The following is a 23,333-nucleotide window of genomic DNA, read 5'->3' as shown; positions in this document are numbered from 1 at the left end:
CACGGGCCACGAGTTGACCTTTGGTAAGGCAACCCTTAGTTTGTGCGGTAACTTATCGAGTGGAGGGTCCGCCGGGCCCCGTTCGGTGAAGTCGTCGCGGAGTTGAGCGCCGCAGGAAAGGACCGCTGATGGCGCGCGGGTTCTCCGGTGTGATGTTGCGAAGCTTCGGTGCACGTGACCACGCCGCAACGGTGATCGAAACCGTCCAGATTGCACCGCATTTCGTGCGGGTGCGCATGACGTCACCGACGTTGTTCGAAGACGTGGACGCCGAGCCCGCCGCGTGGCTGCGCTTCTGGTTTCCAGACCCGGACGGATCCAGCACCGAGTTCCAGCGCGCCTACACGATTTCCGAGGCGGACGTTTCCGGTGGCCGTTTCGCGGTCGACATCGTGCTGCACGAGCCCGCCGGACCCGCGTCGAAGTGGGCGCGCACAGTGCAGCCCGGCGCCACGATCGCCGTCATGGCGTTGATGGGCTCGTCGCGATTCGACGTGCCGGACGAACAACCGGCCGGCTATCTGCTGATCGGCGACTCGGCGTCGATCCCGGGCATGAACGGAATCATCGGGGTCGTCCCCGACGACGTCCCGATCGAGATGTATCTCGAGCAGCACGACGACAACGACGTCCTGATCCCGATCACCCAGCACCCTCGCCTGCAAGTGCACTGGGTGGTCCGACGCGACGAGAAATCACTTGCCGCGGCGATTGATAACCGGGACTGGTCCAACTGGTACGCGTGGGCCACGCCTGAAGCGACGGTGCTCAAGCATGTGCGGACGCGGCTGCGCGACGAATTCGGCTTCCCCAAGTCGGTAATACATGCCCAGGCGTACTGGAGTGCCGGGCGTGCGATGGGAACCCGCCGCGGCGACGAGCCGGAGCCGACGAATAGCGTTGTCCCCGAGGATGTTCCCCGACGGAACCCGCCCGACAACGCGCCCGCCTCCGCGGCCCGCGGAAGTTGGCGCGCCCAGGGTGGCGGCCGGTTGCTCGCGCCGCTGCGCTTGGCGCTGATCCTCTCCGGTGTGTTGCAGGCCGTCATCACGGTGGTGCAGCTGGCGCCGTTCGTGCTGTTGGTCGAGCTGTCCCGGCTGCTGGTCGCCGGGGCGCCCGCGTCGCGACTCTGGGACGTCGGGATTGCCGCGGTCGCGCTGCTGGGAACGGGAACCGTGCTCGGTGCCGGCCTGACGCTGTGGCTGCACGTCGTCGACGCGCGGTTCGCCGCCGACCTGCGTTCGCGGTTGTTGCGCAAGCTATCTCGGTTACCGCTGGGCTGGTTTACCGCGCGCGGATCGGGCTCGATCAAACAGCTGTTGCAGGACGACACGCTATCGCTGCACTATCTGGTCACCCACGCCGTCCCCGACGCGGTCGCGGCGATCATCGCACCAGTCGCGGTGCTGGTCTACCTGTTCGTCGTTGATTGGCGCGTAGCGCTCGTGCTATTCCTGCCCGTCCTGGTGTACCTGGTGTTGACGTCATCGCTCACCATTCAGTCGGGCCCGCGCATCCCCCAATCACAGCGCTGGGCCGAGAAGATGAGCGGCGAGGCCGGCGCCTACCTGGAAGGCCAGCCGGTGATCCGCGTCTTCGGCGGCGCGGCCGCGTCCAGCTTCCGCCGCCGCTTGGACGAGTACGTCGAATTCCTGGTCTCCTGGCAGCGCCCGCTGGCCGGCAAGAAAACGCTGATGGACCTGGTCACCCGCCCATCGACATTCCTGTGGCTGATCGCACTCACGGGCACACTGCTCACCGTCACCGGGCGGATGGATCCGGTGAACCTCTTGCCATTCCTGTTGCTGGGCACCACCTTCGGTGCGCGACTGCTCGGGATTGCTTACGGGGTCGGCGGTATCAGCGCCGGCATGATCGCCGCCCGGCGCCTGCAGAACACGCTCGACGAGCCCGAGCTCGACGTGCGAGAGCAGGAGCAGTCCGGAGATTCCTCGGCGACAGTGGTGTTCGACGACGTCAGTTTCGGCTATCGGCCGGATGTTCCAGTGATCCGGGGCGTTTCGCTGACGCTGCGGCCTGGCACGGTCACCGCCCTCGTGGGTCCGTCCGGGTCCGGCAAGTCGACGCTGGCCGCCCTGCTGGCCCGCTTTCACGATGTCGGCCAGGGCGCGATACGCATTGGCGGACAGGACATCCGGGCGATGACGGCCGACGAACTCTACGCAAAGGTAGGGTTCGTCCTGCAGGAGACGCAGCTGGTGCACGGCACTATTGCGGAGAACGTCGCGCTGGCGGTCCCCGATGCCACCGCGGCGCAGATCCAGGAGGCGGCGCGTCAGGCGCAGATTCACGACCGGGTCATGCGATTGCCTGACGGCTACGACACAGTACTCGGCGCGGGAACCGCTCTTTCCGGCGGCGAACGACAGCGCCTGAGCATCGCCCGGGCACTCCTGGCGGATACCCCGGTGCTGATCCTCGACGAGGCCACCGCATTCGCCGACCCGGAGTCGGAATACCTTGTGCAGCAGGCGCTTAACCGGTTGACCCAGGATCGCACCGTTCTGGTGATCGCCCATCGATTGCACACCATCACCGGAGCCGACCAGATCGTCGTGCTCGACCACGGCCGGATCGCCGAACGCGGCACCCACGAGGAGCTTCTTGCCGCCGACGGTCGGTATCGACGGCTGTGGGAGCGTGGCCGTCGAGACCCGGTCGCGGCCAGCGCGGCTCAGGAGGGGGCGCGATGATCCGCACGTGGTTGCGCCTGGTGCCCGCGGATCGCCGACCCAGCGTGATGGTGTACGCCGCGCTCGCCGTGCTCTCCGTGGTGGTGCGGGCGGTGGCCACCGTCCTGCTGGTGCCCCTGGTGGGCGCCCTGTTCGGCGACGCCCCGCACCGCGCGCTGATGTGGCTGGGCTGGCTCTCCGCCGCCACCGTGATCGGCTGGGTGGTCGACACCGCGACCGCGCGCATCGGCTTCGGGCTCGGCTTTGCCGTGCTCGACCACAGCCAGCACGATGTAGCGGACCGATTGCCCGGCGTGCGGCTGGACTGGTTCACCGGCGAGCACACCGCGACGGCACGGCAGGCCATCGCCGCCACCGGGCCAGAACTGGTCGGCCTCGTCGTCAACCTGCTCACCCCGCTGATCACCGCCATCCTGCTGCCCGCGGCCATCGGGCTGGCCTTACTGCCCATCTCATGGCAGCTCGGCGTGGCCGCGCTGGGCGGCGTGCCCATGCTGCTGGGGGCGCTGTGGGCGTCGGCGCGGTTGACGCGGCGTGCTGACGCCGCCGCCGACGAAGCCAATGGTGCCCTCACCGAACGGATCATCGAGTTCGCCCGCACCCAGCAGGCGTTGCGGGCCGCGCGGCGGGTTGAGCCCGCTCGTAGCCTGGTCGGCGATGCGCTGGCCGCGCAGCACGGCGCGACCATGCGGTTGCTGTCCATGCAGATCCCGGGCCAGCTGCTGTTCAGCCTTGCCAGCCAGCTCTCCCTGATCCTGCTGGCGGGGGCGACCGCGGCGCTGACGGTAAACCGGACGGTCACGATCCCGGAGGCCATCGCGCTGATCGTCGTGATCGTTCGCTATCTCGAGCCGTTCACCACGATCAGCGAGCTGGCACCGGCGTTGGAGAGCACCCGCGCCACGCTCGAGCGCATTCGCGCGGTCCTCACGGCGCCCTTGGTGAGCTCCGGAGCCGCCGCGTTGACCGTCGCCGCGGCACCCCGCATCGAATTCGACGACGTCACCTTCCGGTATGACGGAGCAACCGTGCCAGTGCTGGACGGAGTGAGCTTCACCTTGGCGCCGGGGAGCACCACGGCGATCGTCGGACCGTCCGGATCGGGCAAGAGCACCATCCTGGCGCTGATCGCGGGGCTGCATGAACCGACCGGCGGCCGGGTGCTGATCGACGGCGTCGACGCGGCGACTCTGGACGTCGAAGCCCGCCGGGCGGTGAGCAGCGTGGTATTCCAACATCCGTATCTGTTCCACGGCTCGATCCGCGACAATGTGCTCGCCGGGGATCCCGGCGCCGACGATGGCCACTTCAACCGGGCTGTAGCCCTCGCCCGCGTAGACGAACTCATCGGACGCCTGCCCGACGGCGCCGACACGATCGTCGGCGAGGCCGGTTCCGCGCTGTCCGGTGGTGAACGCCAACGGGTCAGCATCGCGCGCGCACTGCTCAAGCCGGCGCCGATACTGCTGGTCGACGAGGCGACCAGCGCCCTGGACACCGAGAACGAGGCCGCCGTGGTCGACGCGCTCACCCTCGATCCCCGCTCACGCACCCAAGTGATCGTCGCGCACCGGTTGGCCAGCATCAGTCACGCCGACCGCGTCCTGTTCCTCGATGACGGCCGAGTGATCGAGGACGGAGCGGTCGACGAAATGCTCGCGGCGGGTGGGCGTTTCAACGAGTTCTGGCGCCAGCAGCATGAGGCCGCCGACTGGCGGATTCTCGCCGACTAGCTCACCGTAGTTCACCGCAGCACTTGCGGTATGCCTTACAGTTTGTCAGGCGGACGGAGCTGTCCGGGTACAGGAGGCGTGCTGTTCATGAGTGCTGTGGTGTCGATCCCCCGGTATCCCGGCGACGTGACCCCGCAATGGCTGTCGGCCGCGCTGAGTGGGCGTGGCGCCCCTGTCGAGGTCGCCGACGTCGACGTGGTCGCGATCGGCACCGGGCAGACCGGCGCCACCTACCGGGTTTGCGCCCGGTACGCGACGGACCCCGGTGACCTGCCGCAGACCTTCGTCATCAAGCTGCCGGCCCAGGACGACACCGTGCGCGACCGGGTCGTCATCGGATATCGCAGCGAATGCGCGTTCTACTCATCCGTGGCGGACCGGGTGCAGGTGCCGACGCCCCAGTGCTTTTACTCCGAGATCACCGAGGACGCAATGGATTTCGTGTTGCTGCTCGCCGACCAGGCGCCTGCGGTGCAGGGCGATCAGCTCGCCGGGTGCGGGGAGACCGAAGCGCGTCTTGCGGTTACCGCTCTGGCCGGGCTGCACGCGCCCAGCTGGTGTGATCCCGCCTGGCTCGACTTCCCGGGCATCGCGTTCGCCAGGCCGGACGAGGCCGGCGCCGGCGGCATGGGCGAAGTCGCGAAGATGAGCGCCGATATCACGCTGGGCAAGTTGGGCGCCCGGATGAGCGCCGAGGACCGCGAGACCTTCAGTACGACAATGAGTCTCGTCACGCCGTGGCTGCTCTCCGAGTACGATCGGTTCGCCCTGCTGCACGGCGACTATCGCCTGGACAACCTGCTCTTCGATCCGGACCGGACCCGGGTCAGCGTGGTGGACTGGCAGACGCTCGGCGTCGGTTTGCCGGCCAGGGATCTCGCCTACTTCACCGCAACCAGCCTCAATTCGCAACTGCGCGCGAGCATCGAAGAGGGGCTCGTCGCCGACTATCACCGCGCCTTGGTGGCGTGCGGTGTCACCGGCTATGACCGCGAGACGTGTTGGCGTGATTACCGGCTCGGGGTGTTGCAGGCACCGCTGATCTCCGCACTGGGATTCGCGTTCGCGGCCGCCACCGAACGTGGCGACGACATGGTGCTGGCCATGCTCGGCCGCGGCTGCCAGGCGATCCGTGAGCTCGGAACGCTGGAGCTAATCGAGCACTGATCGGCGCGTTGCTTTGTGCGCCAGCTGCATCCGCGACGTGATCCCTAGCTTCGCGTACACATGGGTCAGGTGGGTCTGCACCGTGCGCGGGGAGATGAACAGCCGGTCGCCGATGTCCTTGTTGCCCAATCCCTCGCTGACGAGCCGGACGACGTCGCGTTCGGTCGGGGTGAGCGAGTCCCAGCCGCTGGGCGGACGTTTGCGTTCGCCGCGGCCGCGCCGCGCGTATGCGATCGCCTCGTCGGTGGACAGGGCGGCGCCCGCTTCCCACGCAGTGCTGAATTCCTCGTCGCTCAGGGCTTTACGAGTCGTTTCCACCGATGTCTCGTAGTCGGCGTCATACACGCGGAAGCGGACGATGCCGGTGCGCTTGCGGATCGAGTCGGCGGCCCCGAAGAGCCGTGCCGCTTCCATGTGGTTCCCGGCGAGGTGAGCCAGATGGGCAAGGCACTCCAAGAGGTCCGGAACGAACAGGTGCGCTCGCTGTTCGGCCGCACGGGCCAATGCGTCGTGGGCATCGCGTTCGGCCTGACCGGGCTCGTCTTCCGCTAACGCCACACGTGACCGGAGGACCAGGGCCTGCACTGCGAACCAGCCTCGCGCGCCGGCAACGCCTTCGTCGGCCAAGCGACGCGCGGACGTGAGATCCCCACGCGCCAGCGCAACCTCGCCAGAGGGGTTGGCGTTAATGGTCGTTACCGGCCAGTCGCCGAACCGCTCGCGAGCCGCCTCGCTGGCCTCAACGGCGGCGTTCACATCGTCGCTGGCAAGCGCCGCAAACGCCATCGATGCGTACACCACGCCTTCCATGTACCGGCCGATCTCGGCCGCGCCTTCGAGCGCCTCTATGGCGAGAGTGCGACCTCCGTCTGCCTCTCCGTGGTGGGCTAAGACGTAACACAAGCGGTCGCGTGCGCACACCTGCCAGATCAGAGCGTGAGCCGCGTCCGCTTCTATCATCAATTCGCGAAGTTGCTCCGCCGCGCCGGAGACGTCCCCGAACACCAACTGCGCTCCGGCCAGACACCAACGGCATCCCCGTGAGTAGCCGTGGTCGAAGACGTCGTCCGCGAGGTCGCGGCCCTCCGTCGCGGCGGCGACCGCGGCCTCCGCGTCTCCCGAGCCGATTATCGCGGTGAGCGCCTTGCTGTAGAGGAGCTGGCCCAGCCTCCACGGGTCGCCCTGTTCTCGGGCCAGGCTTTCCGCTTCGGATAGATAAGGTTGGGCCAGTTCGGAATTCCAGGCGGCAAGCCGCCCGCAAGTCGTGAGAGTGCGCGCCAACAGCGCTGGGTCGTCCACCCCACGCGCGATGGCCAGTGCGCGCTGGGCGCGCGCGAAGCTATCGGGGTCGCGCATGTTGTCCAGGAACGCCTTGTCCGCCAGGGCTCGCGCCAGCGCGCGTGGCGTCACCTCGGTGCCCGCCTCGGCGTCGGCCAGGGCGAGATCGAGCCAGTCGGACCCCTCCTTGAGGCGGCCCCGGGTGAGCCAATACGGCTGCAGTGAAGTAACCAGTTCCAATGCCCGATCGGTGTCGCATTTCTCGCGGCTCCACCCGAAGGCGGCCCGCAGATTGTCGATGTCGGCCTCGGCCCGGTCGAGCAAAACCTCCCGGCTTGTCTCGCCCGGAGCGTCGAGTTCGGCCGCCATCGCGGTGAAATGGTCACGGTGGCGATCCCGGACATCGACGGCCTCCGCCGACTCGCCGAGCTTCTCCTGCGCATACTGGCGGATCGTTTCGAGCAGTCGGTATCGCGTTGGACCGCCGGTGGATTCGGCGATCACCAGCGATTTATCGACAAGCAGTGCCAGCACATCCATCACCTGGTGTGAGGCCAGGTCGTTGTCGCACACCACATTTACGCAGGCTTCGAGGCCGAACCCGCCCATGAATACGCCGAGCCTGCGGAACAGAATTCGCTCCGGCGCGGTCAACAGCGCGTGCGACCAGTCCACCGATGCGCGCAACGTCTGCTGGCGGCGCACCGCAGTTCGCGATCCGCCGGTCAGCAATCGGAACCGGTCTTGCAGTCCGGCGAGAATCTCCGCGGGTGACAGCGCGCGAATCCGGGCCGCCGCCAGCTCGATCGCCAGCGGCATGCCGTCCAGGCGGCGGCAGATCTTGTCAATCGCGCGAGCATCGTCATCGTTGGCCCGGAAGCTCGGTTGCGCATGGCCGGCACGGTCGTTGAACAGTCGTACGGCTTCGTCCTCCAGCGACAAAGACGGGACTCGCCAAGTCACCTCGCCGTTCATGCCGATCGGCTCGCGACTCGTCGTCAGCATCGTCAATCGTGGGCAGGCCGCCAGCAGGGCCTCGGCCAGCGCCGCGCAGGCATCCAGCAGATGCTCGCAGTTGTCCAGCACCATCAACATCTCTCGGTCCCCGATGAACTGCAGCAGGTTCTTCTCCGGGGCACGCCCCGGCTGGTCCGGCAGACCCAAGGCGCGGGCGGTGGCAATGGGCACCAGGTCGGGGTCGGTGAGGGGAGCCAGGTCCACATAGCAGATTCCGTCGGTATAAGCGCCGCCGGCGGTGGCCGCAACCCGCACGGCCAGCCGGGTCTTGCCGACCCCGCCGGCGCCGGTCAGCGTCACCAGCCTGTCGCGCGCGAGAATGTCTCGCACCGCGCCGATTTCCGCGTCGCGACCGACGAAACTGGTCAACTCGGCTGGAAGATGTTGGGTGGCAAGGGTTTCCCGCTTGCGAAGCGGAGGAAATTCGTTGCAGAGGTCGCGATGGCACAGTTGCACCACCCGCTCGGGACGGGGGAGGTCCCGTAGCGCATGGGTGCCGAGATCGCTCAACCACACGTCATCGGGAAGCGCGTCGGCCACCAAATCGCTGGTGGTGCCCGACAGCACGGTCTGGCCGCCATGCGCGAGCTCGCGAAGTCGTGCCGTCCGATTGATCGCGGGGCCGACGTAGTTGTTCTCGTCTCGCAGCTGCACCTCGCCGGTGTGCAACCCGATGCGCAGCCGCAGCGGCGCCAGGGGCGCACGTTGTATCGCGAGCGCGCATGCCACGGCGTCCGACGCTCGGGAGAACGCGATGACGAAGCTGTCACCCTCGCCCTGTTCGACTGGGCGGACGCCGTGATGAATGTTCACCAACTCGGCCAGCGTTTGGTCGAGGTTGGCGATCGCGGCCATCATCTCCGAGGGCTGAGAGTCCCACAATTGCGTCGACCCTTGGACGTCGGCCAGCAGCAGGGTGACGATGCCGGTCGGCAAGGGCTCGTTCATGGCCGCGTCGCTCCAGTCCAAGGGCGGCGTTTCCGCCCGTGGATCGATTTCGCTCATGTTAGCCAGCATGCGTAATCGCATGCGGTAAAACATCGGCGCATGCGCGTAGATTTCCGCCGGCAGCGCTATCGGCGACGGGCGGCGATCACCCTGAGACCTCAGAGGTCGCCGGTGAAATCCGCGCTGAGCCAACGGTCGGGGCGAATGGTGAACAGCACCTCTTCCACGCCCTCCATGCTTTTGACGAAGGCGCGGCCGCCCTCTTCGCCGAGGTAACGAATGGCGGTGGCCAACGCTACTTCGGCCGGGACCGGCTTGGTGGTGTCGACGACTGTGCCCTCGACCACCACGTACTGGTAGGGCGGCTCCTCGCGCTGAACCACCAGCGTCACCTTGCCCGCTCGCTCGATGAGCCGCGCCTTGCGGCTGGATGCCCCGGTCATGATCCGGACGTCGCCACCTGGGGTGTAGGCATACCAGATCGGGACGCTGGCCGGCGGCCGGCCGTCGGCGGCGTCGACGGACAACACGGCCACGTGCTTGCCGGCCAGAAACTCCTGACGTTCGCTCTCGGTGAAGGCTCTCATGTGCCCTGCAAGTGCCGATGCCGGCGAATATATTCCCCGGGGGTCGGCGACTGGTCAGTACTGCGTCGAGCCCTGATCGACGGGGATGCGCGCGGCGGTGACCTTGCGGGACTCGTCGCTGGCCAGCCAGCACACCGTGTCGGCGATCTCCTCCGGCTCGGCGACCCAGTCGGGCAGGAATGGGGTGAGGACGTTGGACAGCTGCGGGTTGGTCTCCATGGCCTTGCCCACCGCCGCGACCATGTCACCCGTTCCCATCGGAGTGTTCACCGGCCCGGGATGAACGCTGTTCACGCGGATCGAATGCTTGCCCAGCTCCGCGGCGAAAGCCCGCGCCATCCCGGTGACGGCGTGCTTGCTTGCGGTGTAGTGAATCATGAACGGCTGCATCTTCATGCCGGCCGCGGAACTGATCAGAATGATGGAGCCGCCGCGACCGCCCTCGATGATTTTGTCGGCGCCCGCCATCACGGTGTTCCAGGTCCCGGTCACGTTGATGTCCATGACGTCGCGGAAGTTTTCCGGCGTGATGTCGTTCCAGGCCTGCGGAGCCGCGACCCCGGCGTTGGCGACAATGATGTCGAGCCGCCCGAGGGCGGTGACGCCGGCGTCGACGGCCTTGCGAAGCCCCTCGAAGTCGCGGGTATCCACCACCGAGGCGATGATCCGGCGGCCCGTTTCCTCAACCAGGCGAACCGTCTCGCTCAGATCGTCGGGAGTCGCCGGGTCGTAGGGGACGCAGGACGGCAGCTTGCCGGCGATGTCGACGGCGATGATGTCGGCGCCCTCACGTGCCAGACGAACGGCGTGTGCTCGGCCCTGGCCGCGCGCCGCTCCGGTGATGAATGCCACTCTGCCCGCGAGTTTCCCGCTCATTGTTTGCTCCCCTAGTGGTCCGGCCGCTCTTATCGCTGAGCCGCCTTGACGAGGTTCGATCCGATGATCAAACGCTGAATCTCGCTGGTGCCCTCGTACAGCCGCAGCAGGCGCACGTCGCGGTAGATGCGTTCGACGGCGACGCCGCGCATATAACCGCTACCGCCGTGGATTTGGACCGCGAGATCCGCCACGTTGCCGGCCATTTCGGTGCAGAAGAGTTTGGCCGCCGACGGGGCGATCCTGCGATCCTGGCCCGCGACCCACTGCCGAGCGGCATCGCGCACCAGCGCCCGGCCTGCCATCACCGCGGTCTGCTGATCGGCGAGCATCGCCTGTACCAACTGGAAGTTTCCGATCGGCGTTCCGCCCTGGGTCGCGGTGGCGGCGTAAGAGACCGATTCGTCGAGCGCGCGTTGAGCGGCGCCCACCGCCAGGGCGGCGATGTGCACCCGTCCCCGGGCCAGCGAGGTCATCGCCGCTCGATATCCGATGTCTTCGCTGCCGCCGATCAGCGCGTCGGGGCCGACGCGGACGTCGTCGAAGCTGACGTCGGCCGTCCAGGCACCTTCCTGACCCATCTTGGCGTCCTTGGCCCCCACCTCGACGCCCGCGGCGTCAGCGGGCACCAGGAAGACGGCGATTCCCGGGCCCTGGTCGTCGGCCGGTCGGGTGCGCGCGAATACGACGAAGAGATTGGCGACGGGCGCGTTCGTAATGAAGCGCTTCTGTCCGGAGATCACCCAATCGCCGTCGTTGCGAATGGCTTTGGTGCGCAGGCCGGCCGGGTTTGATCCGGCGCCGGGTTCGGTCAGCGCGAAGGAGGCGACGACGTCGCCTGTCGCAATCGATTCCAACCAGCGGGATTTCTGTTCATCGGTGCCGAAGCCGACCAGAACTTGTCCGGCGATGCCGTTGTTGGTGCCGAACATCGAGCGCAGTGCCAGGGACGTGTAGCCCAACTCCATCGCCAGCTCGACGTCTTGCATGAGGTTGAGGCCCAGGCCGCCCCACTCCTGCGGAATCGCGTAGCCGAACAGACCCATCTTCTTGGCCTCGTCGCGGAGGTCGTCCGGAACGCGATCCTGCTCGAGGATTTCCTGCTCGCGGGGGACGACGGCGCTGCGAACGAATTGCCTTGTCTGAGCCAGGATCTCTCGGAAATCGTCGTCCGAGACCTCGGCGGATTCGGCGGTGGCCATCGACTCCACACTCCTCTCCTGGCTGGGGCACCCCGGTTCAGGGAGGGATCCTATATCAAATATGATATTCGCTCTGAGGGTGTCCGATGGCGGAGGCAACAGTGAAGGATGTGAACACGTGTCGTTGTTGGCAGGTCAGGCCGCGGTAATCACGGGCGGAGCGCAAGGACTGGGGCTTGCCATTGCGGAGCGCTTCGTCGCCGAGGGCGCCCGGGTCGTGCTCGGCGACGTCAATCTCGAGGAAACCCAGGTCGTTGCCAAGCAATTGGGCGGTGATGACGTCGCGGTCGCGGTCCGGTGCGACGTCACGCAGGCCTCCGACGTCGAGAGCCTGATCCAAACCGCGGTTGAGCGCTTCGGCACGCTCGACATCATGGTCAACAACGCCGGCATCACCCGCGATGCGACGATGCGCAAGATGACCGAAGAGCAGTTCGATCAGGTGATCGCCGTGCATTTGAAGGGCACCTGGAACGGCACCCGGTTGGCGGCGGCGGTCATGCGAGAGAACAAGCGGGGCGTGATCATCAACATGTCCTCGATCTCGGGCAAGGTCGGCATGATCGGGCAGACCAATTATTCGGCGGCCAAGGCGGGCATCGTCGGCATGACCAAAGCCGCGGCCAAAGAGCTGGCTTACCTGGGCGTCCGGGTCAACGCAATCGCCCCCGGTTTGATCCGCTCCGCCATGACAGAGGCTATGCCGCAGCGCATTTGGGATTCAAAAGTTGCCGAGGTACCGATGGGCCGGGCCGGTGAGCCCAGCGAGGTCGCCAGCGTTGCGCTGTTCCTGGCGTCCGACCTTTCGTCGTACATGACCGGCACCGTCATGGAAATCACGGGTGGCCGACACCTATGAGCGACCTCCGCGAAGCCGTTATCTGTGAACCCGTCAGGACGCCGATCGGGCGCTACGGCGGAATGTTCAAAGCGCTGACCGCCGTCGACCTCGGCGTCGCCGCGCTGAAAGGATTACTGGAGCGGACCGGGCTGGCGCCGGAGGCGGTGCAAGACGTCATCCTGGGCCATTGCTATCCCAGCAGCGAGGCGCCTGCGATCGGGCGCGTCGTCGCGCTGGACTCGGGGCTGCCGGTGACGGTTCCCGGCATGCAGGTGGACCGGCGTTGCGGCTCGGGTCTGCAGGCGGTCATCCAGGCGTGCCTGCAAGTGGCTAGCGGCAACAACGATCTCGTCATCGCCGGCGGCTGCGAAAGCATGAGCAACGTCGCGTTCTACTCCACAGACATGCGCTGGGGCGGCGCCCGCGGCGGCGTCCGGGTGCATGACGGGCTGGCCCGTGGGCGCACCACCGCCGGTGGCCGGCACTATCCGGTGCCCGGCGGGATGCTGGAAACTGCCGAGAATCTGCGCCGCCAGTACGACATCTCCCGCCAGGAGCAGGACGAGTTGGCGGTGCGGTCGCATCAGCGCGCGGTGGCCGCACAGAAGGACGGCATCCTCTCCGAGGAGATCATTCCCGTTGCGGTGCCCAGCCGCCACGGCGAGGAACTGATCGACACCGACGAACATCCGCGCGCCGACACGTCGGTCGAGTCGCTGAGCAAGCTGAAACCCGTGCTGCTGAGCCAGGATTCGGAGGCCACCGTCACCGCCGGCAATGCCAGCGGGCAGAACGACGCGGCGTCGATGTGCGTGGTGACCACGCCCGAGAAGGCCGCTGAGCACGGTCTGAAGCCGCTGGTGCGCCTGGTGTCCTGGGCGGTGGCGGGGGTCGCGCCCAACATCATGGGGATCGGGCCGGTGCCGGCAACCGAGGTGGCGCTGGCCAAGGCCGGACTGCGGCTGTCCGACATCGACCTCATCGAACTCAACGAAGCATTCGCCGCGCAAGCGCTCGCTGTCATGCGGGAATGGAATTTCGGTGCCGCCGACCACGAGCGCACCAACGTGCACGGTTCCGGCATCTCCCTGGGCCACCCGGTCGGTGCGACGGGAGGGCGAATGCTGGCCAGCCTGGCGCGCGAGCTCGACCGCCGCCGGGCGCGCTACGGGCTGGAGACCATGTGCATCGGCGGCGGCCAGGGACTGGCCGCGGTTTTCGAGCGGGTCGCCCCGACGTGACCGGGCCCCTGAGCGGTCTCACCGTCGTGGAGGTGTCCAGCTTTGTCGCCGCCCCGCTGTGCGGCATGACGCTGGGTCAGCTCGGCGCGGAGGTGATCCGCATCGACCCGATCGGCGGTGCGTCCGACGTTCACCGGTGGCCGCTGGCGGCGGACGGCACATCAATCTACTGGACCGGGCTGAACAAGGGAAAGCGCTCGGCCACCATCGATTTGCGGTCTCCCGACGGGCAAGAGCTGGTCCAGCGTCTCATCGTCGAGGGGGACGGCGTGGTCGTGACCAACGCCGCCGGCCTGTCCTGGCTCAACCACGACGTATTGACGAACAGACGGCCCGATGTCATCCACGTACAGCTGCTCGGACGTGGTGATGGTTCCACCGGAGTGGATTACACCGTCAACGCCGGCATCGGATTCCCGCTCGTCACCGGGCCTGCCGATCACGCCGGCCCGATCAACCACGTGCTGCCGGCGTGGGACGTGTGCTGCGGCCTGTACGCCGCGCTGGCTGTCGTCACCGCCGTCCGCCGCCGCGACGAAAGCGGTGCGGGCGCGCGGATCAGCGTGGCGCTCGAGGACGTCGCGCTGGCCACCGCCGGAAACCTGGGTCTGCTGACCGAGCCCCAAGTCACCGGCACGCAACGACAGCGCCTCGGCAACGCCATTTACGGGCAGTACGGACAGGACTTCACCAGCCGCGACGGCGCCCGGTTCATGGTTGTCACCCTGACCCGCCGGCACTTTCGCGACCTCGTCGACGTGACGGGCACCGGCAACGCGGTAGCGGCGCTCGCTGAGGCGCTGGGGGTCGACTTCGGCTCCGAGGGTGACCGCTACCGATACCGCGACGTGCTGTCCGGCCTCCTGGGCACCTGGTTCGCCGACCACACCGCCGAGGAGATCACCGACGCGCTGTCGGGCACCACGGTGCTCTACGAGCGGTACCGCACCTTCGCGGAGGTCGCGGCGAGCCCGAAAGTGACTGCCAACCCAATGTTTTCCCTCTTGCATCAGGACGGCCTGGGCGACTACTTTGCCCCAGGAATGCCGGTCGCGTTCGACTCCGCCCACCCCGCCGGCACGCCCGCCCCGGCCTTGGGCCAAGACACCGCCGACGTCCTTCAGCGCCGTTTGGGATTGACGAGCACTGACATTGAACGCCTGACAAAGGCCAGGACAATCGCTTGCTGAGCAAGCCGATACGGAAAGACAGCGCATGACCAAACTCGCCCAGACCCTCGGGTTGACCGAATTCCAGACCGAAATCATCGCCACCGTAAGGCAATTCGTAGACAAGGAAGTCATCCCCAACGCCGCGGAACTCGACCGTGGGGACACCTACCCCCAGGACATTGTCGACCGGATGCGCGACATGGGCCTGTTCGGGCTGATGATTCCGGACGAGTACGGCGGCTTAGGGGAGTCGCTGCTGACGTACGCGCTGTGCGTAGAAGAGCTGGCCCGCGGTTGGATGAGCGTGTCCGGAGTGCTCAACACGCACTTCATCGTGGCATACATGCTGCGCCAGCACGGCACTGATGCGCAGAAGCAACGGTTCCTGCCGCGCATGGCGACCGGCGAGACGCGGGGATCCTTCTCGATGTCGGAGCCGGAGCTGGGCTCCGATGTCGCCGCGATCCGGACACGGGCGGTACGCAATCCGGACGGTGACTACACCATCAACGGCCAAAAGATGTGGCTGACCAATGGCGGGAGCTCGACGCTGATCGCGGTGCTGGTTCGCACCGACGAAGGGGCCGACAAGCCGCACCGGAACCTGACCACATTCTTGGTCGAGAAGCCAACGGGTTTCGGTGAAGTCGTGCCCGGCCTGGTCATACCGGGCAAGCTCGACAAGCTGGGGTACAAGGGGATCGACACCACCGAACTCATCTTCGACGGCTACCAGGCGAGCGCCGACGACGTTCTGGGCGGTAGCCCCGGACGGGGCTTCTTCCAGATGATGGACGGCATCGAAGTCGGCAGGGTGAACGTGTCTGCCCGAGCGTGCGGTGTCGGCATCCGCGCCTTCGAGCTCGCGGTCCGCTACGCCCAGCAGCGCCACACCTTCGGCAAGCCCATCGCCGAGCACCAGGCCATCGCATTCCAGCTGGCCGAGATGGCCACCAAGATCGAAGCGGCACATCTGATGATGGTCAATGCGGCCCGACTGAAAGACTCGGGGGAGCGCAACGATGTGGCGGCCGGGATGGCCAAATACCTGTGCAGCGAGTATTGCACCGAGGTGACCCAGCAGAGTTTCCGGATCCACGGCGGCTACGGCTATTCCAAGGAATACGAGATCGAGCGGCTGATGCGTGACGCTCCGTTCCTGCTGATCGGCGAAGGAACCAGCGAAATCCAGAAGAACATCATCAGCAAGCGACTGCTCGCCGAATACCAGGCCGAGCGATGACGATCCCGGGTTTCGCTGCGCGACCGCAACTTTCGGATGATGTCGCACGTTTCATCCGTCGACGAATCTTCGATGGCACCTACGTCGCGGGGTCCTACGTCCGCCTGGATCAACTGGCCGCCGAGTTGGGAATCAGCGTCACACCGGTGCGGGAGGCGCTCTTCGCCCTGCGCGCCGAAGGCCTGATCGACCAACAGCCCCGACGGGGTTTCATGGTGCTGCCGGTGACGGGTCGCGACGTCACCGACGTCGCGAACTTGCAGGCTCACGTCGGAGGTGAACTCGCGGCGCGGGCCGCGATCAACATCACCGACGACCAACTGCGCGAACTCAAACAGATTCAGGCGGAACTCGAAGACGCCTACGCCGGCGATGACGACGAGCGGACGGTGCGTCTCAATCACCAATTCCACCGCGCCATCAATGTTGCCGCGGACTCGCCGAAGCTCGCCCAGTTGATGTCGCAGATCACCCGCTACGCACCGGAATCGGTGTTTCCGGCCATCGAAGGTTGGCCCGAACAGTCGATGAGGGACCATCGGCGCATTCTGTCCGCACTGAAAAAACGTGACGACCAGCTTGCCCGCGCGGCGATGTCACAACATCTGGCCGCCGGCGCGGTCCCGCTGATCGATCACCTCACCGCGCGCGGGGTGGTCATGGACGTGAGCCGTCCGGCCTCGGGCTAACTGTTGTTTCCCGGATGCGCTTCGGCATATTCTGCCTGGGAGGGGGCAACGACATAAGCGAGGAAAAGTGCCCCGAACGATCCGCACGTCGGCCATCTTCGGTGTAGCCGTGGTCGCGATAGCTCTCGCACCCCCGGCCGTCGGCGACCCACTGGACCCGATCCCCGGCAACGGCGTGTTTGTCGTGGGCCCCGACATCGCACCGGGCCTTTACCACACGGGTGGCTCGGGTTCGGCCTTCGGCGTCTGGATCAACAACGTGCCAACCCAGGACTCGATGTGCTCGTGGTTCACCTACAGCACGCCCGATGCGAACAAGGACCACGTACTTCAGACGAATACCTCGATCGGCCCTATGTACGCCAATATCAACACGTCGGTCAAGGCCTTCGAGTCGCAGAACTGTCAACCCTGGACCCGGGTTTCCTAACGCTGATTCGCGTCGGTCAACATCTCTCGCAGCCTCCCGGTGTCGACTTTGCCTGTGCCGCCGCGCGGGATGTCGTCGTCGGATTCCAGCAGTAGCCAGACCGTCGGTACCTTGAAGGCGCTCAGCAGCTTTCGCGCGTCCCGAGTCAGTCGGTCAGCGGTTGCCGAGCCGTCGCACACCACAACCGCGCCCACCCGTTCGCCCGCCGTTCCGGGCACACTGGTGACATAGGCGCTATGGACCCCGTCGATGGTCCGCAGCGCGCGTTCCACCTCGCTGGGATAGACGGTGGCGCCGCTGACCTTGAACATGTCGTCGGAACGTCCGCGGTAGAACAGGAATCCCTCGCCGTCGAGGTGGCCCAGGTCGCCGGTCGGGTAGAACCCGTCGACGGTGAACAGTTCTTCTCGGCTGCGACCGCAGATGCCGCGCAGCGTATGAGGTCCGCGAATCTGGATCATGCCGACGGCGCCTTCCGGCACGGGCTCGCCGCTGTCGGGATCCACGATGCGAACCTCCATGCCGCCGAACGGCTTTCCGCAGCTGCCCCAAGCAGTCTCGGGCATATCGGTGTCGGCGGGATAGCCGCAGTATGGACCGAATGCCTCGGTCATGCCGAACAACGTGGCCCGAGCGCCGGGCCGGGCCCGCTGCTCGGGCGGGAGCAGTGCCTGCAGGCTTCCCGGCCGCAGGGCCGACAGATCGGCGCCGACCGTCGCGGCGTGCCTGGCCAACGCCTCCGCTTGGTCCGGCCAGCCGCGAAACAGCGTCACTTGCTCGGCTTCCAGCAGGCGCAGCGTGGTCTCCGGACGCGGGATCTCCTCCGTCACCAGGGTGGCACCGGCCAACAGCGTGGACAGGATTCCGCTGCCGAAGCCGCCCACCCAGAAGAACGGCATGGGCAGGTAGAGCCGGGTGTCGGCGGTGATGCAGCGCGCGGCCAGGCCCGACCGTACGGCCCCCAGTGCACTGCCGTGAGAGTGGAGGACGCCCTTGGGGGCCCCACTGCTGCCGGAGGTGAACATGATGACCAAAGGGTCGGCGGCCGTGACCGTCTCAGTCATGGCATCGACGATCCGGCGCACCGGCTCGCCGGCGGTGGCGTCGGCGAGCCGGTCGGTCGTCCAGACCTGACGCAAGGCAGGAAGTTCGGGTCGCAGCTGCTCGAGCTCATCGAGATAGTGATGACCGCGGAATTCGTCGACGCTGACCAGGAATTGCACGGCCGCGACACGCAGCTGCGCGGCGAGCTCACCGGCCTGCAGCAGGGTGCTCAGCGGTACCAGCACGGCACCGATGCGGGTCAGCGCGGCAGCCACCTGCACCCAACGAGTGCAATTGGGCATGATCAGGCCCACCCGGGCGCCCTTGCCCACACCGGCTTCGACGAACACCGCGGCCAATTCGCGTGTGGTGAGTTCGAGTTCGCGATAACTGATCCGCGACGTAGGGTCGATGACCATCGGTGTGTCGCCGTCGTGCTCGGAGCGGAGCCGCACGAGTCCGTCGATGGTGTCAGGCATCGAAGAGCGCTCTCAGTCCGCGGGTGTCCACCTTGCCGCTGGAGAGCAACGGCAGTTGGGAGCGCGATACGGCGATAAACCGCCGCGGAATTTTGTACGCCGACAATTCCGCCTTGAGCCCATCGCGCAGCGCCGCCTCATCCAACGCGGCGCCGTCCGGGACCACCACGACCGCCGCGACCAGCTCTCCGCGTTGGACATCGGGGACACCCACGACGTGGGCCGTCAACCCGCCGGTGACCCTGCCGATGGCCCGCTCCACCTCGTCCGCCGATACGTTGGCGCCGGCCGTTTTGATCATCGTGCTGATCCGGCCGAGGTAGTAGAAGAATCCGTCGGCGTCGGTACGAACCGAATCCCCGGTGTGGAACCAGCCGTCGGCGTCGAAGCACTCCTCGCGACTGCGTCGGTAGTAGCCCTGCATCACGTACGGTCCGCGGATGCACAGTTCCCCGACCTCGCCGACGCCGACCCGAAGTCCGGTTTCGGTGTCGATGATGCTGGTGTCGAAGCCGGGTGCCGGCTTGCCAAACGATCCGCGCCGGCTCTCGGGTTGATCGGTTTCGTCGTCGCTGATCAACACGATGCTGCCGGCTTCGGTCATGCCCAGCATGTTGTGCCGTAGTTCCGGGTCGCCCGGTCGGACGTCGTCCGCCATGATGGGGTACAGGTTGCCGCGCCGCAGCGATGACAAATCCCGTCGCGGGAAGCTTGGATGATCGGCCAGGTGTGCGATGCCGGCGCTGAAACCATTGGTCATGCTGGGTTTTTCGGCTTCGAGCAAGTCGAGCGTCTCGCCGGGATCGGCGGCGTTGGAGCACACCAGCGTCGACCCGGCGACCAACGTCGCGAGCAACCCGAACGCGAAGCCGCCGATCCAGAAGAAGGGCGAATTGCAGAACAGCTTGTCCTCGGCCGTCAAACCGCGGATCCTGTTGAGGTTCCGCTGGTGTCCGAGCAACGCCGCGTGCGTATGCACGACCCCCTTGGGGGCACTGCTCGACCCCGACGTGTACACGATGGCCAGGGGATCGCAACCGTGGACGTCGTCTTGCGTTGCCGCGAGCAGCTCGGGGGCCACCGTCCCGGCCAGCCGATAGAACCGCTCGATGTCGCGGATACGGCCCGCAGCCCCCGGCCGGTAGCCGATGCCGACCTCCCTCAGTTGGGGCGCGGCGGGGGAGAACAGGCGACGGCCGGGTTCGAACTCAGGGTCCGACAGCACCTCTTTGAGCCGCTGGACGTAGTCGTGGCTACGGAAAGCCGCTGCACCCAGGAGGATTTCGACGTCGCTGTCGCGCAGCTGCTCGCGCATCTCGCGGACGGTGACGAATGTCGAGAAGGGCACCACCACGGCACCGATCCGCGCCGCCGCCAGCATCGCGACGACGAACTCGGGCCCGTTGGGGTAGAGCAGGCCCACATGGGAGCCCTTGCCGGCCCCGACGGCGATCAGCCCGCGGGCGAGCTCTGCCGAGCGAACCTCGGCCTCCCGGTAACTGATGCGGTCGCGGTCGCAGACAAGTAGCGGATGGTCACCACGCGAGCGGGCCTGGTGGGTCAGGACCTCGGCGACGGTCGCGGTGTCACCGCGCATGGTCGCTGTGGGCGGCTGCGCTGAAGAATCTCTGGACCGCACCCAGATCGGCTTTTCCCGACGCTGTTCGCGGGATGGCTTCGACGATCGCGATTTCGGTGGGAATCTCATAGCGCGCCAGCTGGGTTCGCAGATAGTCCACCAGTGCGTCGGATTCGACGGAGGCGGGCTCGCGCGGTTCCACCATGGCGACCGGCGTTGCGCCGAGGCGCGGGTCGGGCCGCCCGACGACCGCCGCCGCGGCCACCGCGGGGTGGCTCTCCAGGGCCGTGCGCACGTCGTCGGGCATGACCTTGAACCCGCCGCGGATGATCGCCTGGTCGGCCCGGCCGACGATCCAGACGAAGCCGTCCGCGTCGATGCGCGCCATGTCCGTGGTCCGCATCCACTGGGCGGACGGCCCCAGTTGTCCCGGCTTGACTTCGAGCAGACCGATCCGGTCATGGCCGAGCGGCGTGCCGTCGTCGGAGACCACCCGGAGTTGCGCGCCTGGGTTGGCGCGGCCGACGCTACCCCGCTTGGTGGGCCAATATCGCTGGTAATCAGGTAGGGTCCAGCCGGCCACGCCGCCGCCGAACTCGGTTGCGGCGTAGGAGGTTAACACTGGGATTCCATACTTCTCGGTGAAGGCATCGGCGTCGTCGGCCGCCAGTGGGGCCGTGCCGCAGGTGACGGCGCGGATGCTCTCCAGGTCCGCCCTCGGCACGTCGGAGTGCAGCACCGTCCGCAGGGCGGCGGGTACCAGCGAGACCGTGCGCGGCCGATGCCTGCGCACGGCCTCGGCCCACGCGTTCAGCTCGAATCGCTCGAGCAGCGCGAACGGCCTGGCCTCGGCGATGCATTGCAACACGCGGAACACGCCGCCGATGTGCACCAGCGGCGAGTTGACGATCGCTACGCCGCGCCGCAGCTCGGTGGGCGCGGGGGGGCGGTCGGCCTCAGCGCCCATCACGCTGCGCGCCAGCATGTCGTAGCCGAGGTCGATTCGTTTGGGCGGACCCGTCGTACCGCTGGTCAACATGCGCACCGCCACGCCGGGCCGGAGGCCGTTCCCTCGCGCCGGCGGAACTGTCAGGCAGGCTTCCTCGGGATCGTCTAATCGGCCCGAGATCTCCACCGTGCTCGTGTCGGTCGTCGGGCGCACGAGTGCCGTCAGGTCGTCGTGTTCCCCGATGATCAGCGGCAGCCGCAGCGCGGCGATGTCGGCTTGTGTGCGCTGGTCACCGCGCGACGGGTTGATGACGACGACGGTGCCGCCGCCGAGCAGCACCCCGAGAAAGGCCGCCACCTGACCGGGGCGGTTGCGCAGCAGCATCCCCACCTCGCCACCGGCGGTATGCGCGGCGATGGCCTCTGCCATGGCGCGGACCCTGAACCACGAAATCCATTGGCCGTCAAACTCGATCGCGTGCGCGTCCGGGTCCAGGTTGAGGACGTCGGCGATGCGCTGACTGAGCGGGTGCGGAGCCATCAGCGGGTTTTCGGCGTGCGGGTGGCGCCGTCGCCGGCGTTCCGCTGGGCGGCTAGCTCCGCCGCGCCGAGCGGGTTACCGAGCCGGGTGTAGATCAGGCCCTGCTCCATTGCCGCGCGATACGGCTTGTCGAGCGACTCCCAAATCGCCTTCACCGTGCCCTGGGTCGCGGTCGGCGGCTTCGCAGCGATGGTCGTGGCGATCTCGTGCGCGCGGTCCCAGAGTTGCTCGGTGGGGACCACTTCCGACACCAGCCCGATCCGGAGCGCGGTGTCCGCGCTGACCCGCTCGTCGTTGCCCATCAGCGCGATGCGCAACGTCTCGCCGAGGCCGATGCGCCTCATCAGGCCGATCGGCTCCAATGCGCAGACCAGTCCGGCGGAAACGTGCGAGTCGAAGAAGGTGGCGTCCTGCGAGCAGATGACCACGTCGGATTCGTTGATGAAGTAGAACGCGCCCGCGGTGCACAGGCCCTGGACGGCGCAGACGACCGGCTTCCACATCTTCTGCCACTTGGGGCTCAGCGCCTCGCCGGGATCCTCGTGGTTCCAGACGTTTTCGGGCTGACCGTAGGGCGTTTTGATATCCAACCCGGCGCTGAACGCGCGGTCGCCGGCGGCCCGCAGCACCACCGCGTTGACCGACTCGTCGAGTTTGACCATGCGCCAGGCGCGGGTCATCTCCTCGCACATGGTGCGGTTGAACGCGTTCAGCTGCGCCGGCCGGTTCAGCGTGATCGTCGCGACCCGATCGGTGGCGTCCACCTCGAGCAGGATGGTCTCGAACGTCATCGACATTGCCAATCGGGCTTGCGCTTCTCCGCGAAAGCCTTGGGTCCCTCGGCCGCGTCCTCGGTGCGCAGCACGCGTTCGCGGAACGTCTCGGCCATGATCTCGGCTTCGTGCAGCGGAACGTTGAGGCCCTTGACGATGGCCAACCGGGTGCCCCGAACCGCCAGCGGCGCATTGGAGTTGACGATCTCGGCGATCTCGCGCGCCCGGTCGAGAAGCCGGTCGTGCTCGACGATCTCGCTGATCAAACCGAGTTCGTAAGCGCGCTGTGCGCTCATCCGCTCGTGCTTGCCCATCAACGCCATCCGCAGGGCGATCGAGCGGGGCAGCACCCGCGACAGCCGCACCATCTCGCGTCCGGCCACCAGCCCGATGCTCACATGCGGATCGAAGAAAGTTGCTTGGTCCGAGGCGATCACGATGTCCGATGTGGTGACCCAGTCCATGCCGGCACCACAGCACAGCCCGTTGACCGCGGCGAGCACGGGCTTGGCGGCCGTGCGAAACGGCGGGGTGCCCTCCTGCGGTGCCTCCCATTGGTCGTAGGTCGACAGATACGGGCGTTCGTAGATCACCTTGCCGTCTTCGGGAATGGCCTTGACGTCGGCGCCCGTGCAGAACGCGCGACCCGTGCCGGTCACGATGGTCAGCCACACCTTGTCGTCGTTCTCGGCCTCGTCGTAGGCGGCCCGCAGCTCGGTGATCATGTGCGGGCTGAGGGCGTTGAGGGCATCCGGCCGGTTCAGTGTGATAGTGGCGGTATGCCCGTCGACGTCGTAGTTGATGGTGTCGAACGAGTCAGTAGGCATCCTG

The 23,333-nt window shown here is 67.0% G+C and carries 18 protein-coding genes; 9 read left to right on the top strand and 9 right to left on the bottom strand.

What is annotated here, in order from left to right:
- Positions 1-128 precede the first annotated feature (128 nt).
- From A5711_RS24125 to A5711_RS24115, 3 genes are all read left to right on the top strand, one after another.
- Positions 129-2,714, top strand: coding sequence for an ABC transporter ATP-binding protein/permease (locus A5711_RS24125; protein ID WP_067950971.1), 2,586 nt, complete (start codon positions 129-131; stop codon positions 2,712-2,714).
- Positions 2,711-4,447, top strand: coding sequence for an ABC transporter ATP-binding protein (locus tag A5711_RS24120; protein WP_067950970.1), 1,737 nt, complete (start codon positions 2,711-2,713; stop codon positions 4,445-4,447). The genes A5711_RS24125 and A5711_RS24120 overlap by 4 nt, the downstream gene beginning before the upstream one ends.
- 87 nt (positions 4,448-4,534) lie before the next feature.
- Positions 4,535-5,614 carry a phosphotransferase family protein gene (locus A5711_RS24115; protein ID WP_067951088.1) on the top strand — a complete coding sequence of 360 codons (1,080 nt, stop codon included), beginning with the start codon at positions 4,535-4,537 and terminating at the stop codon, positions 5,612-5,614.
- Here A5711_RS24115 and A5711_RS24110 read toward each other — a convergent pair.
- The 4 genes from A5711_RS24110 to A5711_RS24095 form a co-directional block, all read right to left on the bottom strand.
- Positions 5,600-8,914 (bottom strand): LuxR C-terminal-related transcriptional regulator, encoded by a 3,315-nt coding sequence (locus A5711_RS24110; protein WP_231987542.1) that lies wholly within the window; start codon positions 8,912-8,914, stop codon positions 5,600-5,602. The genes A5711_RS24115 and A5711_RS24110 overlap by 15 nt on opposite strands.
- 101 nt (positions 8,915-9,015) lie before the next feature.
- Complete coding sequence (locus A5711_RS24105; RefSeq protein WP_067950969.1) at positions 9,016-9,444, bottom strand: pyridoxamine 5'-phosphate oxidase family protein; 429 nt, start codon at positions 9,442-9,444, stop codon at positions 9,016-9,018.
- A gap of 54 nt (positions 9,445-9,498) precedes the next feature.
- Positions 9,499-10,320, bottom strand: a complete 822-nt coding sequence (locus tag A5711_RS24100; RefSeq protein ID WP_067950968.1) for a mycofactocin-coupled SDR family oxidoreductase — start codon at positions 10,318-10,320, stop codon at positions 9,499-9,501.
- A gap of 29 nt (positions 10,321-10,349) precedes the next feature.
- Positions 10,350-11,522 carry an acyl-CoA dehydrogenase family protein gene (locus A5711_RS24095; RefSeq protein ID WP_067951087.1) on the bottom strand — a complete coding sequence of 391 codons (1,173 nt, stop codon included), beginning with the start codon at positions 11,520-11,522 and terminating at the stop codon, positions 10,350-10,352.
- Positions 11,523-11,583: 61 nt separating this feature from the next.
- Between A5711_RS24095 and fabG the strand changes: the two genes are divergently transcribed.
- The 6 genes from fabG to A5711_RS24065 all read left to right on the top strand — a co-directional run bounded on the left by fabG (position 11,584) and on the right by A5711_RS24065 (position 17,138).
- Positions 11,584-12,381, top strand: a complete 798-nt coding sequence (gene fabG / locus A5711_RS24090; RefSeq protein ID WP_067950967.1) for a 3-oxoacyl-ACP reductase FabG — start codon at positions 11,584-11,586, stop codon at positions 12,379-12,381.
- The gene (locus A5711_RS24085) at positions 12,378-13,604 is read left to right on the top strand and encodes an acetyl-CoA C-acetyltransferase (protein ID WP_067950966.1); all 1,227 of its coding nucleotides are present in this window, start codon (positions 12,378-12,380) and stop codon (positions 13,602-13,604) included. Before fabG ends, A5711_RS24085 begins: the two co-directional genes overlap by 4 nt.
- 65 nt (positions 13,605-13,669) lie before the next feature.
- Positions 13,670-14,794: a CoA transferase gene (locus A5711_RS24080; protein WP_231986938.1), complete on the top strand. Its 1,125-nt coding sequence runs from the start codon at positions 13,670-13,672 to the stop codon at positions 14,792-14,794.
- 25 nt (positions 14,795-14,819) lie between these two features.
- A complete protein-coding gene (locus A5711_RS24075) occupies positions 14,820-16,019 on the top strand; it encodes an acyl-CoA dehydrogenase family protein (RefSeq protein ID WP_067950964.1) in 1,200 nt (399 codons plus the stop codon).
- Positions 16,016-16,708, top strand: a complete 693-nt coding sequence (locus tag A5711_RS24070) for a GntR family transcriptional regulator (RefSeq protein WP_067950963.1) — start codon at positions 16,016-16,018, stop codon at positions 16,706-16,708. Before A5711_RS24075 ends, A5711_RS24070 begins: the two co-directional genes overlap by 4 nt.
- A gap of 67 nt (positions 16,709-16,775) precedes the next feature.
- Positions 16,776-17,138, top strand: a complete 363-nt coding sequence (locus A5711_RS24065; RefSeq protein ID WP_067950962.1) for a hypothetical protein — start codon at positions 16,776-16,778, stop codon at positions 17,136-17,138.
- Here A5711_RS24065 and A5711_RS24060 read toward each other — a convergent pair.
- From A5711_RS24060 to A5711_RS24040, 5 genes are read right to left on the bottom strand one after another with little or no spacing between them, the layout of a single operon-like run.
- Positions 17,135-18,661, bottom strand: a complete 1,527-nt coding sequence (locus tag A5711_RS24060) for a class I adenylate-forming enzyme family protein (RefSeq protein WP_067950961.1) — start codon at positions 18,659-18,661, stop codon at positions 17,135-17,137. The genes A5711_RS24065 and A5711_RS24060 overlap by 4 nt on opposite strands.
- A complete protein-coding gene (locus A5711_RS24055; RefSeq protein ID WP_067950960.1) occupies positions 18,654-20,258 on the bottom strand; it encodes a class I adenylate-forming enzyme family protein in 1,605 nt (534 codons plus the stop codon). The genes A5711_RS24060 and A5711_RS24055 overlap by 8 nt, the downstream gene beginning before the upstream one ends.
- On the bottom strand, positions 20,248-21,729 hold the full coding sequence (locus tag A5711_RS24050) for an AMP-binding protein (protein ID WP_067950959.1): 1,482 nt from the start codon (positions 21,727-21,729) through the stop codon (positions 20,248-20,250). The genes A5711_RS24055 and A5711_RS24050 overlap by 11 nt, the downstream gene beginning before the upstream one ends.
- On the bottom strand, positions 21,729-22,526 hold the full coding sequence (locus tag A5711_RS24045) for an enoyl-CoA hydratase/isomerase family protein (protein ID WP_067950958.1): 798 nt from the start codon (positions 22,524-22,526) through the stop codon (positions 21,729-21,731). The genes A5711_RS24050 and A5711_RS24045 overlap by 1 nt, the downstream gene beginning before the upstream one ends.
- Positions 22,517-23,329 (bottom strand): enoyl-CoA hydratase/isomerase family protein, encoded by an 813-nt coding sequence (locus A5711_RS24040; RefSeq protein ID WP_067950957.1) that lies wholly within the window; start codon positions 23,327-23,329, stop codon positions 22,517-22,519. The genes A5711_RS24045 and A5711_RS24040 overlap by 10 nt, the downstream gene beginning before the upstream one ends.
- Positions 23,330-23,333 lie beyond the last annotated feature (4 nt).

Source organism: Mycobacterium sp. E2238 (assembly GCF_001672665.1).
In the GTDB taxonomy this organism is placed as follows: Bacteria; Actinomycetota; Actinomycetes; order Mycobacteriales; family Mycobacteriaceae; genus Mycobacterium.
The sequence above is the reverse complement of the archived record's forward strand: the minus strand, read 5'-3'. Positions and strand labels throughout refer to the sequence as shown.